This window comes from Aureimonas endophytica (assembly GCF_014642635.1).
GTDB lineage: Bacteria > Pseudomonadota > Alphaproteobacteria > Rhizobiales > Rhizobiaceae > Plantimonas > Plantimonas endophytica.
In genome coordinates this window covers 119,951-132,734 of the sequence record NZ_BMIQ01000004.1, presented here as the reverse complement: position 1 = coordinate 132,734, position 12,784 = coordinate 119,951, and the positions used below count along the sequence as shown (strand labels likewise).

Annotated in this window: 12 protein-coding genes; 6 read left to right on the top strand and 6 right to left on the bottom strand. The window is 68.0% G+C overall.

Going from position 1 to position 12,784, the window contains the following annotated elements; genetic code table 11:
* The first annotated feature begins 90 nt into the window (after window positions 1–90).
* Together IEY14_RS14045 and IEY14_RS14040 are read left to right on the top strand one after the other, a co-directional pair.
* Complete coding sequence (locus tag IEY14_RS14045) at window positions 91–309, top strand: hypothetical protein (protein WP_188909491.1); 219 nt, start codon at window positions 91–93, stop codon at window positions 307–309.
* Entirely contained in the window at window positions 302–922 is a 621-nt protein-coding gene (locus IEY14_RS14040; protein ID WP_188909489.1) for an ATPase, read from the top strand. Before IEY14_RS14045 ends, IEY14_RS14040 begins: the two co-directional genes overlap by 8 nt.
* A 23-nt stretch (window positions 923–945) precedes the next feature.
* Here the strand turns inward: IEY14_RS14040 and IEY14_RS14035 are convergent, their stop codons facing one another.
* Window positions 946–1,914: an AraC-like ligand-binding domain-containing protein gene (locus tag IEY14_RS14035; RefSeq protein ID WP_188909487.1), complete on the bottom strand. Its 969-nt coding sequence runs from the start codon at window positions 1,912–1,914 to the stop codon at window positions 946–948.
* Window positions 1,915–2,087: 173 nt separating this feature from the next.
* On the opposite strand from IEY14_RS14035, the gene IEY14_RS14030 reads away from it, so the two are divergent.
* Window positions 2,088–2,759: a GntR family transcriptional regulator gene (locus tag IEY14_RS14030; RefSeq protein ID WP_188909485.1), complete on the top strand. Its 672-nt coding sequence runs from the start codon at window positions 2,088–2,090 to the stop codon at window positions 2,757–2,759.
* A gap of 7 nt (window positions 2,760–2,766) precedes the next feature.
* On the opposite strand, the gene IEY14_RS14025 is transcribed toward IEY14_RS14030, so the two are convergent.
* Window positions 2,767–4,101 (bottom strand): aspartate aminotransferase family protein, encoded by a 1,335-nt coding sequence (locus IEY14_RS14025; protein ID WP_188909483.1) that lies wholly within the window; start codon window positions 4,099–4,101, stop codon window positions 2,767–2,769.
* 277 nt (window positions 4,102–4,378) lie between these two features.
* On the opposite strand from IEY14_RS14025, the gene IEY14_RS14020 reads away from it, so the two are divergent.
* Both IEY14_RS14020 and IEY14_RS14015 read left to right on the top strand, forming a co-directional pair.
* The gene (locus tag IEY14_RS14020) at window positions 4,379–5,428 is read left to right on the top strand and encodes a phosphotransferase (RefSeq protein ID WP_188909481.1); all 1,050 of its coding nucleotides are present in this window, start codon (window positions 4,379–4,381) and stop codon (window positions 5,426–5,428) included.
* An 88-nt stretch (window positions 5,429–5,516) separates the two neighbouring features.
* The gene (locus tag IEY14_RS14015) at window positions 5,517–5,678 is read left to right on the top strand and encodes a Thivi_2564 family membrane protein (protein ID WP_188909480.1); all 162 of its coding nucleotides are present in this window, start codon (window positions 5,517–5,519) and stop codon (window positions 5,676–5,678) included.
* Window positions 5,679–5,746: 68 nt separating this feature from the next.
* Here the strand turns inward: IEY14_RS14015 and IEY14_RS14010 are convergent, their stop codons facing one another.
* The 3 genes from IEY14_RS14010 to IEY14_RS14000 all read right to left on the bottom strand — a co-directional run bounded on the left by IEY14_RS14010 (window position 5,747) and on the right by IEY14_RS14000 (window position 8,961).
* On the bottom strand, window positions 5,747–6,529 hold the full coding sequence (locus IEY14_RS14010; protein WP_188909479.1) for an ATP-binding cassette domain-containing protein: 783 nt from the start codon (window positions 6,527–6,529) through the stop codon (window positions 5,747–5,749).
* Window positions 6,526–7,626, bottom strand: coding sequence for an ABC transporter permease (locus IEY14_RS14005; RefSeq protein WP_188909478.1), 1,101 nt, complete (start codon window positions 7,624–7,626; stop codon window positions 6,526–6,528). The genes IEY14_RS14010 and IEY14_RS14005 overlap by 4 nt, the downstream gene beginning before the upstream one ends.
* A gap of 300 nt (window positions 7,627–7,926) precedes the next feature.
* On the bottom strand, window positions 7,927–8,961 hold the full coding sequence (locus IEY14_RS14000; RefSeq protein ID WP_188909477.1) for a sugar ABC transporter substrate-binding protein: 1,035 nt from the start codon (window positions 8,959–8,961) through the stop codon (window positions 7,927–7,929).
* A gap of 387 nt (window positions 8,962–9,348) precedes the next feature.
* Between IEY14_RS14000 and IEY14_RS13995 the strand changes: the two genes are divergently transcribed.
* The gene (locus tag IEY14_RS13995) at window positions 9,349–10,551 is read left to right on the top strand and encodes an ROK family transcriptional regulator (RefSeq protein WP_188909476.1); all 1,203 of its coding nucleotides are present in this window, start codon (window positions 9,349–9,351) and stop codon (window positions 10,549–10,551) included.
* Window positions 10,552–11,157: 606 nt separating this feature from the next.
* Here the strand turns inward: IEY14_RS13995 and IEY14_RS13990 are convergent.
* A complete protein-coding gene (locus tag IEY14_RS13990) occupies window positions 11,158–12,762 on the bottom strand; it encodes a bifunctional metallophosphatase/5'-nucleotidase (protein ID WP_188909475.1) in 1,605 nt (534 codons plus the stop codon).
* Window positions 12,763–12,784: the final 22 nt, after the last annotated feature.

Sequence of the window (12,784 nt, the reverse complement as noted above, 5' to 3'; positions counted from 1 at the left end):
GCTGCCCCGCTATCGACCTTCGTTCGCGCCATGCTCGAAATCAGGCGCGGCATCCGCTATGTTTCGAGGAACGGAGGCCGAGACGCGGCGATGATGCTTTTGGATAAATGGCAGGAGAACGAGACGCGTATCCGCGAGGCGGGTCGTATCGCCCTTGGCCTCGCCAAGGATGCCGGCGTGCCTGCCTATTATCGCGATCCGGTCCTTGGCGCCGGTCTCGTCAAGGAGTTGCCCGATGGTCGACGGCTCCTCGTGGAGATCCGTGACGGCCAGGAGCATGTGACGGGCCACTTCCAGCCCCGTGGGTGAAGAGCCTTCGCCGACAGCCTTCTGCACGATCGTTGCCGGCCCCAACGGCTCCGGCAAGTCGACGCTCTACCCCTTACTTTCGCCGGTCGGCACCTTCATCAACGCCGATATCGTCGCCCGCAATCTTGCCCCGCAGCGCCCCGAGACAGCATCGCTGGCAGCAGGACGTCTGGTTCTCGCGGCGATCGCCGAAGCCATGAGCCGAAGGCGCAGCTTCGTCTACGAGACGACATTGAGCAGCCATCAGTCCTTGGCGGTCATGAGACAGTGCCGTGCGCTCGGCTACGAAGTCGCCCTCGTCTTCGTCGCTCTCGATAGTCCGGAACTCAACATCCGCCGTGTAGCGGAACGGGTTGCGCGGGGCGGGCACCATATCGCCGAAGAGGTCATCCGCCGCCGCTACGAAACAGCTTTCCGTCGATTGCCTTCGGCTTTCGCCTTGGCCGACACGAGTTTGGTGTTCGACAATAGCGGCCTACAGCCTGAGACAGTTCTCGTCATCGACAGACATAGGGTTGTCGTCAATCGTCTCGAAAAGACCGTGCCGCTTCATCAACGACTCGCCGGAGCTGTGGCGGACGCCTTCAGCGAAGATCTCAACGCGCTGATCTAAGCGCGCCATCGAGGTTATCGTTTCTAAGACGCCGCCGCTGCGGCCTGCCGGCCCGTGGCGCGCGCTTCGCTGGGGGTCACGCCGAAGCGGGCGCGGTAGTTGCGGCTGAACTGGGCCTGGTCGCCGAAGCCCCATTCGTAGGCGATCTCGGAGATAGCCTTGCGGTTATGGGCGTCGCGCAGGGCCGCGTCGCACATGAGAAGGCGCTGGGCGCGGATATAGGCCGCGACGCTCGTGCCTTCCGCCTCGAAGAGCTGGTCGAGATAGCGGCGCGAGATGCCGCAGCCTTCCGCCACCATGACCGGCGACAGGCGGATGTCGCGCAGATGCTGGCGCACGAACTGCTCGGCGCGGTGGAGATGGGCGCCGCGCACCGAGGAGGACTGGCTGCCGAGAATGCGATCGTCCGCCTCGATCGCCATGGCGAGGAGGTCGACCAGCTGGCTGCCCATCAGGGCGCGGACCGGCTCGTCCATCTCGTCGAGCCGGGGCGCCGTCAGCCGCAGCATGTCGACGAAGAGCGCGCCGACGCCATGCGTGGCATTGAACTGCAGCGTGGCGAGCCGTTCCGGCCGGGCGATGCGGGCGCGCAGCACGGGGCTCGGGATCTTCATCACCCAGAGCGAGGCCCGGTCGCGATGGCTGAACTCGTAGGGCAGATGGCTGCGTTCGATCAGGAACTGGCCCGGGCGGCAGGACACGTCCCGGCCGTCCTGCGCGAAGCGGATCTCCGCCTGATCCGGCACGGTGATGAGAAAGCTCTCCTCCCGTTCGGCGAGGAGATGCCGCTCGTGGCGGCGATAGAGCAGCCCGTCGGATTCGTTGCGCGAGATCGCGACGGCGCCGAGCGTCCAGGCGTCCAAGCGCCCCTCGAACTCGGCCCCGGACGGAAAGCGCAGGTCGAGCGAGAAATAGACCTGCGAGACGATGCTCTGCCAATGCGCCTTCTTGGCGGCGGGAGCGCTGGCCATGGTCGAATAGGTGGCTTGCATGTCACGCCCCTCCCCCTTGCCAGACCCGCGGCCGCCGCGTCCGGGCGGCCGTCCCTCCACCCTCGTCGGCGGAAGACCGATCCTCATCCGCCCCCGCCGCAGCGTCAAGCATCCTCACCGTGCACTCGCCGCGATTTGATATATGATATGCGGAATGCGCGACGGAGAGCGGCGTGGACAAGATCGAGTACCGGACCCTCAACGACCGCGCCTATGACCGGATCAAGGACGGGCTGATGGCGGCGACCTTCCGCCCCGGCCAGGTGCTCGTCATCCGCAATCTCGCCGAGACCTACGGCGTCTCGACCACGCCGGTGCGCGAGGCCTTGCAGCGGCTCGTCGCCGAGCGGCTGCTGGTGCTCCTGCCGAACCGCTCCATCGCCGTGCCGGAACTCGAAGCGGCGAAATATGCCGAGATCCTGCGCATCCGCTGCGAGCTGGAAGGGCTCGCCGCCGAGCTCGCCGCGCCGCGCATCGGCGCGGCGGAGCGCCATGCGCTGGACGGGATCGCCGCCGAGATCGACGCGGCGCTTCTCGCCCATGACCATGCCGCCTATCGCCGGCTGAACCAGGCCTTCCATTTCGCGCTCTATCAGGAGGCCGGCTCGCCGCGCCTTCTCCAGCTCATCCAGGATCTCTGGGGCCAGACCGGCCCCTATATGAACGAGCTCTTCGGCGAGCCCGCCTACGAGCCGCGCGCCAACGAGGGCCATCGGGCGATCCTCGCCGCGCTGGCGAAGGGCGATCCCGCCGGCGCCCGGGCCGGCGTTGTCGCCGATCTCACCGTCGCCGCCGGCTATCTCGTGCCGCATCTGGAAGCGCTGGAAGCCCTGGAGCCGGCCTGACCCCCACTCAGGCCGTGGCGACCAGCGCGTCGTCCAGCACCGAGACGAAGAGATCGGCATTCTCGCGGCTGAAGACCAAGGGCGGGCGGATCTTCAGGACATTGTGGTTGCGGCCGCTGATGCTGATCAGGACGCCCCGGTCGCGCATCGCATTGACGACGCGCGCCGTGCGCGCCCGGTCCGGGGCGCGGGTGCCGCGATCGGTGACGAATTCGGCGCCGATGAAGAGGCCGGCGCCGCGCACGTCGCCGATCACCTCATGCCGCTCGGCGAGGCCCGCGATGCCGTCGAGGAGATGGCGCCCGGTCTCCAGGGCATTGCGCTGAAGACCCTCGGTCTCGATCGCCTCCAGCACGGCCATGGCGGCGGCGCAGGACACGGCATTGCCGCCGAAGGTGTTGAAATAGCGCGAGGTGCGGCCGAAGCTTTCGACCACCTCCGGCCGCATGACGACACCGGCGATCGGCTGGCCGTTGCCCATCGGCTTGCCGAGCGTCACGAGGTCCGGCACGACGCCGTGCCGCTGGAAGCCCCACATCGCCTCTCCCGAACGCCCGAAGCCCGGCTGCACCTCGTCGGCGACGAAGAGGCCGCCGGCGGCGCGGATCGCCGCGACGGCGCCTGCGAGAAAGCCCGCCGGCCCCGGCAGCACGCCGTCGCTGGTGAAGAGCGTATCGACGATCAGAAGCGCCGGCTTGAGGCCGTGGCGGCGGAGATCGGCGATCGCCGCCTCGACATCGCGGCGGAAGGCCTCGCCCACATCCGTTTTGCCGGCATGATAGGATTCGGGCGCCGGCACGGTGCGCACCGCGATGCCGAGATCGACGCCGGTGCCGAGCGAGGGCGAGAAGGCCGCCACCGCCTCGGTGACGCCGTGATAGGCGTTCTCGGTGACGATGATGCCGGTGCCGCCGGTCCGCGCCTTGGCGATGCGCAGCGCCAGATCGTTCGCCTCGCTGCCGGTGCAGGTGAACATCACCTGCGACAGCTCGGCCGGGAAGGTCGCGACGAGCCGTTCGGCATAGTCGAGGATCAGCGTGTGGAGATAGCGCGTATGGGTGGCGAGAATGCCGGCCTGCCGGGCGATCGCCTCGACGACGCGCGGATGGCAATGGCCGAGCGAGGTGACATTGTTATAGGCGTCGAGATAGGCGCGGCCGGTCTCGTCATAGAGCCAGGCCCCCTCGCCCCGGACGAGATGCAGAGGCTCCTCGTACATCAGCCGATAGGCCGGCCCGAGCACCGCCGCGCGCCGTTCGATCAGCGCCGCGTTTTCTGGCGCGAGCGTCGTGCGGCCCGCGACGAAGGCGTTCGGCATGGAGACATCGGCGACGGCGCTCATGATCCTGATCCTTCGGCAGCGGGCGCGACGGAACGAAAGGCGGAAAGATCATCCGCCCTTCGGTCTTTGGTACACGATATATCATCCATCATGCGAGGGGAAGGCGGGATGACACGCGACGGATGCCGACATTCGGCCATCCGACTTTACGATCGTCTCATATATGGTATATCAAATACCCTTAGCCGGCTTGCCGGCGCCCGTTGTCATGGGCGCCCGGCTCCAGCGGGCAAGCTTCTTCTTTCCAGCGCGGTCCGCGAGCCGCAGAAAGATCCCGATGGCCGCCGAGTCCGCGACCCGCAGCGCCTTCACGACCAGCGCGCCGGGCTTCAGCCCCGCCGAACTCGAAGCCCTCCTGTCCGAGCGCTACGGGCTCGCCGGGCGGGTCACGATGCTGACCAGCGAGCGCGATCTGACGGCGCGCGTCAATGCCGAAACGGGCGAGCGCTTCGTCCTGAAGCTGGCCAATGCGGCCGAGGACCCGGCGGTCGGCGAATTCCAGAACCGGGCGCTCCAGCATGTGGCCCGCACGGCGCCGGACGTGCCGGCCTCCCGGCTCGTGCCGACGCTGGACGGCGCGGCGGAGTTCTTCGCCGAGCGCGACGGCGAGCGGCATTTCACCCGGCTTCTCACCTATCTGCCCGGCCGCCCGCTCTTCGGCGCGCCGCCGACGCCGGAGCGGATGCGGGCGATCGGCACGGCGCTCGGCCGGCTGGCGCGCGGGCTCGCCGATTTCCGCCATCCGGCCTCCGAGCACGAGATCGTCTGGGATCTCCGCCATTCGCCGAAGCTCGCCGCCTTCACGCCGCATATCGAGGACGCCGTCCTGCGCGGCCGGGTCGAGGCGATCTTCGAGCGCTTCCGCGAGACGATCGCGCCCCTCCAGGACGGCTTCCGGCGGCAGGTCGTGCATAACGACTTCAACCCCTTCAACCTCCTGATCGATTCGGAAGACGGCGCATCGATCACCGGCATCCTCGATTTCGGCGACATGGTGGAAACGCCGACGGTCTACGATCTCGCCGTCGCCGCCGCCTATCAGGTGGCCGAGGACGGACCGCCGCTCCGCTTCGTCCGGGACCTCGTCGCGGCCTATCATGCCGTCGCGCCGATCGAGCCGGAGGAGGCCGACCGCCTTCTCGACCTCATCGCCACGCGCCATGCGATGACGATCACCATCGCCGAATGGCGCGCCGCCCGATATCCGGAAAACGCCGCCTATATCCGGCGCAACCAGGCACGGGCGAAGCTGGCGGTGGAGCGCTTCGCCGCGCTCGACCGCGAAGCAGCGCGCGCCGAGTTGCGCGAGGCTTGCGGCTTCGCCTGACGCTCCGTCGTTCCGCCCGCCGGGCGACTCCGCGAAGCGCGGCGGCGCCCTATCTCCGAGAGTCTAGAACCCTCGAGGAGACGACGGCATGAGCGTCCTGATCAGCATTCTCATCACATTCCTGGTCATCGTCCTGGTGCTTTGGCTCGTCCAGCGCCTGCCTCTCGACGGCCGGATGCGGCAGATCGTTCAGGCCATCGTCATCATCATCGGCATCATCTCGCTCCTGCGCTATCTCGCGGTCTTCTGACCGCCGAAACGACGAAGGCCGCCGGTTCGCGCCGGCGGCCTTCGTTCATGCCATCAAGGAGCGGCGGCTCAGGCCGCCATCATCGAGGTCTCCGGCGCCTTCGCGCCGGTCATCAGCGCGACCGCGTCGGACATGGTCGCGCTCTTCGGATCGATGACGCAGAGCCGCCGGCCGAGCCGGTGGATATGGATGCGGTCGGCGATCTCGAAGACATGCGGCATGTTGTGCGAGATCAGGACGATCGGCAGGCCGCGCGAGCGCACTTCCAGGATCAGATCCAGGACCTTCCGCGATTCCTTGACGCCGAGCGCCGCCGTCGGCTCGTCGAGGATCAGCACCTTGGAGCCGAAGGCGGCGGCACGCGCCACCGCGACGCCCTGGCGCTGGCCGCCGGAGAGGGTTTCCACCGGCTGGTCGATGTTCTGGATGGTCATCAGCCCGAGCTCGGACAGCTTCTCGCGCGCCACCTTGCGCATGGTCGGCTTGTCGAGCATGCGCAGGTACTGGCCGAGCGGGCCGGTGCGCCGGATCTCGCGGCCGAGGAACATGTTATCGGCGATCGAGAGCGCCGGCGAGAGCGCGAGCTGCTGATAGACGGTCTCGATGCCGGAATCGCGCGCCGCCTGCGGATTGGCGAAGGTCACCGGCTGGCCGTCGAGCTTGATCTCGCCGGAATCCGGGCGCACCGCGCCCGACACCGCCTTGATCAGGGTCGACTTGCCGGCGCCGTTGTCGCCGATGACGGCGAGGATCTCGCCGGCGCGCAGATCGAAATCCGCATTGTCGATGGCCACGACCTTGCCATAGCGCTTGACGAGGCCGCGAGCCGCGAGAACGGTCTCCCGGGTCATGCCGAAACCTTTCTGATCCACTGGTCCGCCGCGACGGCGAGGATGATGAGGGCGCCGACGGTGAGCTGGGTATATTGCGGATCGGTGCCCCAGATGCGCAGGCCCATGGCGAAGACGCCGACGATGAGGGCGCCGATCAGCGTGCCGACCACCGAGCCGCGCCCGCCGAAGAGCGAGGTGCCGCCGATCACCACGGCGGTGATGGACTGGATATTGGCCTCCGCGCCGGAGGTCGGGCTGACCGAGCCGAGGCGGCCGATCAGCGCCCAGCCGGCCAGCGCGCAGACGAAGCCGGAGATCATGTAGACCGAGATCAGCGTGCGGTCGACGCGGATACCGGACAGGCGCGCCGCGTCCGGGTCGTCGCCGACCGCATAGACGTGCCGGCCCCAGGCCGTGTTGTTGAGGATGTAGAAGAAGACCGCGACGAGCAGCACCATGAACACGGCGCCATAGGTCAGCACCGCGCCGCCGACGCGGAAGGAATTGCCGAAGAAGCCGAGCAGCGGCGCGTTCGCCGCCACTTCCTGCGCCTGGATCGTCTCGTTCGCCGAATAGATGAAGTTGATGGCGAGGAAGACCGACCAGGTGCCGAGCGTGACGATGAAGGGCGGCAGCTTCACCCGCGCGACGAGGATGCCGTTGAGATAGCCGAAGAGCATGCCGACCAGGATGCCGGCGAGGATCGCGAGCGGGCTCGGAATGCCGTGATGGATGGCGAGCTGGCCCATGATCACGGACGAGAAGACCATGATCGCGCCGACCGAGAGATCGATGCCGGCGGTGAGGATGATCAGCGTCTGGGCGATGCCGACGATGCCGACGATCGTCACCTGCTGCAGGATCAGCGTCATCGTGAAGGGCGAGAAGAAGCGGCTGCCGAGGATCAGGCCGAAGACGACGACGCTGACGACGAGCACCAGCACCGGCACCATGGTCGGGTTGCCGTGCAGGAAGTGCTGGAGATGGCCGAGCGCCGTGCGCTTGGAGTGGTCGAACTCGGCGACCTTGGTTTCCTTGGCGATCGCCGCCTCGAAGCCCGTCGGCGTCGAGCGCGCGGGATTCGGCTTTTCGGGTGTGGCTGTGGTTTCGCTCATCGCCTTTCCTCCTGGCGACACGGGAACACGCGCGAAATCTCGGCGGACGCGTCGTCGCCTTGCGTTGTCGTCTCCGGACCGGCGGCCGATGAAAAATGCGGGGCGCCCGGCGGCGGTCGTCACGGCGGCGGACCCGCCCGTTTCCTGATCGTTGCGGGAGCCGCGTTCCTTAAAATCGAACGCGCCCCGTCCTGCCGCGTTGGAGCGGCTTGTCGTTCCCGTCCGGCGGCCCGCCAGGGGCCGCCGGACGGGAACGCATGGGGCCGGTGGGCTCGGTGCCCGCCGGCCCGGTCCGTCAGATCAGCCCCAGCAGGCCTTCGCGCCCTCGTCCGAGGTCATGGACTTCAGGCCGGCGGCCGGCTTGTCGGTGATGAGGTCGACACCGGTATTGGTGAAGTCGAGGCCGGCGGTCTTTTCCGGCTTCTGGCCGGTCTCGGCGAACTTCTTCACCGCCTCGACGCCGAGCGCCGCCATCTTCAGCGGATATTGCATGGAGGTCGCGCCGATGATGCCGGCCTTGACGTTCTTGACGCCCGGGCAGCCGCCGTCGATCGAGACGATGGTGACCTGCTTCTCCATGCCGACGGCCTTCAGCGCCTCGTAGGCGCCGGCGGCGGCCGGCTCGTTGATCGTGTAGACGACGTTGATCGAGGGATCCTTCTGGAGCAGGTTCTCCATGGCGGTGCGCCCGCCTTCCTCGTTGCCGTTGGTGATGTCGTGGCCGGCGATGCGCGGATCGCTCTCGTCGCCGATGACGCCCTTGTTCTTCACGTCGATGCCGAAGCCGGTCATGAAGCCCTGGTCGCGCATGACGTCGACGGAGGGCTGGGCCGGGATGAGGTCGAGGAAGGCGATCTTGGCGTCCTTGGCCTTGTCGCCGAGCGTCGTCTTCGCCCATTCGCCGATCAGCTTGCCGGCCTCGAAATTGTCGGTGGCGAAGGTGGCGTCGGCCGAGTCGATCGGCTCCAGCGCTGTGTCGAGCGCGATCACCAGGATGCCGGCGTCGCGCGCCTGCTTCACCTTCGGCACGATCGCCTTCGTGTCCGAGGCGGTGATCAGGATGCCCTTGGCGCCGCCGGCGATGCAGCTCTCGATCGCCTGGACCTGGCTGTCGACATCGCCGTCGATCTTGCCGGCATAGGTCTGGAGATTGACGCCGACTTCCTTGGCCTTGGCGAGCGCGCCTTCCTTCATCTTGACGAAGAAGGGATTGGTGTCGGTCTTGGTGATGAGGCAGACGAGCGGCGCGGCCTGCGCGTTGGCGGCGCCGAGACCGAGGCCCAGGCTGCCGATGGCGGCGAGCGCAGTGGTGACGACAAGCGACTTCAAGGTCACAGATATTCCTCCCGAAACAAGCCGGGCCAGCGGGCCGGCTGCCGCGACCTCCTCGTCGCGCGCATTCCTTCACAAACACCGGGTCGAAACTGGAGTCAAGATAAATAAATCAGATGGATTTAATTATCGAGCGGGTCCATTCTCGTCGTCGTTCGGCTGTCGGACATCGCCGCCCGTCCTCCCCAGGCTGGCCGCGGCGGCATCCGTTTTCTGCCGTTCGGGCAGGATGAGCCGAGCCGTCCTCCCTCGCAAGGGGCGGATGGAACGGGCGATCGGTGGGCGACTAAGGGTCGCGGGGTCGGCGTGGCAACGGCGCGCCGGACCCTGGTCCCGCCGCCGATCGCGGATGAGCCGTGGCATGGAGGGCCGCGGCGGGAGGATGAGGCGATGAGCGAGACCACGGCGCCCTCGATGAGCGCCGACGACCGGCTGCGCGGCACGAACCAGTCGGGCCTGCGCGCCTATAACGAACGGGCGGTGCTGACGCTGATCCGCGCCGAGGGCGTGATCGCGAAAGCCGAGATCGCGCGGCGCACCGGCCTTTCGCCCCAGACCGCCTCGGTGATCGTGCGGGCGCTGGAGCAGGAGGAACTGGTGCTGCGCGAGGCGCCGCAGCGCGGGCGCGTCGGCCAGCCCTCGGTGCCGATGCGGCTCAATCCGGACGGCGCCTTCGCCGTCGGGCTGAAGATCGGCCGCCGCTCGGCCGACATGGTGCTGATGGATCTCGTCGGCACGGTGCGCGGCCGGGTGCGTCAGACCTATCCCTTTCCGACGCTGGCCGGCATCGCCGGCTTCGTCGGCACCGCCTTCGCCGAGCTCGCCGGCCGCCTCGATCCGGCGCGCCGCGCCCGCATCGCCGGCATCGGCGTCGCCATTCCCTTCGAGATCTGGGACTGGGCCGAGGAGATCGGCACGCCGCCCGGCACGATGGACGAATGGCGAGAGGCCGACATGACGGCGCTGATCGGCGATCTCACCGGCCTTGCGGTGCATGTCGCCAATGACGGCACGGCGGCCTGCGCCGCCGAGCAGGTCTTCGGCACGCTCGGCTCGATGGATTTCGTCTATTTCTTCATCGGCACCTTTGTCGGCGGCGGCATCGTCGTGAACGGCCATCTCCTGCCCGGCCGGCGCAACAATGCGGGCGCGCTCGGCTCGATGCCGGTGCCGCTGCCGGGCGGCGGCCTCGGCCAGCTCATCAACGCCGCCTCCATCCACCTTCTCGAAAAGGCGATGGCCGAGGCGGGCCGCGACCCGCGCGATCTCTGGCGCCAGGAGAACGACTGGCCCGAGCTCGGTGATCTGGCGGAGCGCTGGATCGAGGGCGTCGCGGCGGGCCTCGCCCACGCGACCGTCGCGGCGAGCGCCGTCTACGATTTCGAATGCGCGGTGATCGACGGCAGCCTGCCGCCGGCGATCCGCGACCGCCTCGTCGCGGCGACGCGCGACCTCATGCCCCGCGCCCATCTGCCGGGCCTCCTGCCGGTGGAGATCCGCGCCGGCACGATCGGCACGGCCGCCCGCGAACTCGGCGCCGCCAGCCTCCCCTTCTTCGACCGCTTCCTGCTCGACCAGCGAACGATCGGATGAGATGGTAAGCCGGCTTATTCGCTGCGTTCTTCTTCCCTGCGGGGAGAAGTGCCGGCAGGCGATGAGGGGTCGGCGCAGCCGAGCGGCTTTGGATGATCTCCACCGCCGCAGGCCCCTCACCCGGCCGCTTCGCGGCCACCCTCTCCCCGCAGGGGAGAGGAAGGGAGCCTTTCCTTCTCCCCGCCACACTGCTTCTCCGGTGCCGAAAAGGCAAAGGCCGCAAAGCCTCCCCTTCTCCCGAGTCGGGAGAAGGTCGCGGCAGCGGGATGAGGGAGCCGTAGAGCGCCAGCGTCAGCACCTAATGGCGAATGCCGACGTCAGCACCCCACGGCTCCCTCACCCGCCTGCCGGCACCCTCTCCCGGCTCGGGAGAGGGACGCAATGGAGCCGTCCGTGCCTGTTCTGCCAGCTTGCGAGAAGGTGCGGCCGCACCACCGCCTTCTTCTCCCCTGCGGGGAGAAGTGCCGGCAGGCGATGAGGGGTCGGCGGAGCCGAGGGGCCTTTGGATGATCTCCACCGCCGCAGGCCCCTCACCCGGCCGCTTCGCGGCCACCCTCTCCCCGCAGGGGAGAGGAAAGGCGCCCTCCCGCACCCCCCGTCGTCGCCTCAGTCCACCGTCTTGATCCGACCATCGACATGCGGCTGGTAGGCGCCGTTCTGTTTGGCGAGATAGTCGATCACCACGGTTTCCAGCGTCGGGCCGTAGTCGTAGGCGTCCACCGCCTTCTCCGCGAAGACTTTATAGCCGTCGCCGCCGGTCCGCATGTAGTTGTTGGACACGACGCCATAGGTCGCGGCGGGGTCGATCGGCACCCAGGCATCGCCGGACTTCACCCGGACGGCGCGGATGCGGTTCTCGCCGGCGACGCCCTGCGGCGACCAGTCGATCTGGAGGCCGGCGACCTGCGGGAAGCGGCCGGCGCGATCCTGCACCTGCGACACGCCGTTCTCCAGCGCCGCGACGATCTCCGCGCCCTTCAGGCGGAAGGTGGCGAGCGTGTTCTGGAAGGGCAGCACCGTCAGCACCTCGCCCATGGTGACGTCGCCTTCGTCGATCGAGGCGCGCAGGCCCCCGCCATTCATGATGGCGATCGACACGCCCTGGTCCTTCACCCGGTCGAGCATCGCGTCGGTGACGAGGACGCCCATCGAACATTCGCCGAGCCGGCAGGTGTCGCGATTGCCGTCGACCGGGCCGGCCACCTTGGCCACGACCTTCGCCCGCATCTCCTCCAGAGGCTTGGCGAGTTCGGCGACGCGCGCCTTGAACTCGGCATCCTCGGCGATCGAGGCGTCGAGCAGGATCGGGTCGCCCTTGGCCGAGGTGACGTTGCCGGCATCGTCGAAGACGAGATGCACCTCGCCGAGATACTTGCCGTAGGAGGCGGCCTGGACGATCGGCACCTCGCGGCCGCTCGGGTTCTTCACCAGCGTCGGATAGGGACCGGCCGCCGCCTTGTCGCTGTTGGAAAGAAGCGTGTGCGAATGGCCGCCGACGATCACGTCGATGCCGTCCACCGCCGCCGCGATGCGCTTGTCCGTCTCGTAGCCGGAATGGCTGAGGAGGACGATCTTGTCGATACCCTGCTCTTCCAGCGCCGCCACCGCGCGGCGGGCGGCGGGGATCGGGTCCTCGAAGACGAGAGCCTTGCCGGGGCTCGACAGTTCCGGCGTTTCCCGCGGCGAAAGGCCGACGATGCCGAGCTTCTCGCCGCCCTTCTCGACCACGGTGAAGGGCAGGATGCCGGCCTTCAGGTCCGGCTCGCCCGAAAGGTCGATATTGGCGGTGAGCAGCGGGAAATGGATGCGGTTGGCGAAATCGGCGAGCGTCGGCGGCCCGTCGTCGAATTCGTGATTGCCGACGGCCATCGCCTCGAAGCCGATATGGTTCATGAACTCGGCGGCGTCGCGGCCCTTATAGGTCGTGTAGAACAGCGAGCCCTGGAACTGGTCGCCCGCGTCGAGCAGCAGGATATTGGCATCGTCCTTGCGATGGGCGTCGATCGCCGTCTTCAGCCGGGCGATGCCGCCGAAACAGGCCTTCGCCTCCTCGTCCTTCGGCGTGCAGGTCGAATCGGTCTTGTTGATCGGCTCGATGCGGCTGTGGAAGTCGTTGATATGGAGGATGGTCAGCGCATAGTCGGCTTTGGCCGGCAGGGTGGCGAGCATCGTACCGGCGAGAAGGAGGAAGGTCGGGGAGAGACGCGGCATCGGGGGCTCCGCTTGAGGCTTC

What these genes read in the sequence shown, in the direction of transcription:
- IEY14_RS14045 (WP_188909491.1), top strand. Translation starts at nt 91, where the DNA reads ATGATGCTTTTGGATAAATGGCAGGAGAACGAGACGCGTATCCGCGAG.
- IEY14_RS14025 (WP_188909483.1), bottom strand. Translation starts at nt 4,101, where the DNA reads ATGAGCGCCGTCGCCGATGTCTCCATGCCGAACGCCTTCGTCGCGGGC.
- IEY14_RS13990 (WP_188909475.1), bottom strand. Translation starts at nt 12,762, where the DNA reads ATGCCGCGTCTCTCCCCGACCTTCCTCCTTCTCGCCGGTACGATGCTC.
- IEY14_RS14035 (WP_188909487.1), bottom strand. Translation starts at nt 1,914, where the DNA reads ATGCAAGCCACCTATTCGACCATGGCCAGCGCTCCCGCCGCCAAGAAG.
- IEY14_RS13995 (WP_188909476.1), top strand. Translation starts at nt 9,349, where the DNA reads ATGAGCGAGACCACGGCGCCCTCGATGAGCGCCGACGACCGGCTGCGC.
- IEY14_RS14015 (WP_188909480.1), top strand. Translation starts at nt 5,517, where the DNA reads ATGAGCGTCCTGATCAGCATTCTCATCACATTCCTGGTCATCGTCCTG.
- IEY14_RS14005 (WP_188909478.1), bottom strand. Translation starts at nt 7,626, where the DNA reads ATGAGCGAAACCACAGCCACACCCGAAAAGCCGAATCCCGCGCGCTCG.
- IEY14_RS14020 (WP_188909481.1), top strand. Translation starts at nt 4,379, where the DNA reads ATGGCCGCCGAGTCCGCGACCCGCAGCGCCTTCACGACCAGCGCGCCG.
- IEY14_RS14010 (WP_188909479.1), bottom strand. Translation starts at nt 6,529, where the DNA reads ATGACCCGGGAGACCGTTCTCGCGGCTCGCGGCCTCGTCAAGCGCTAT.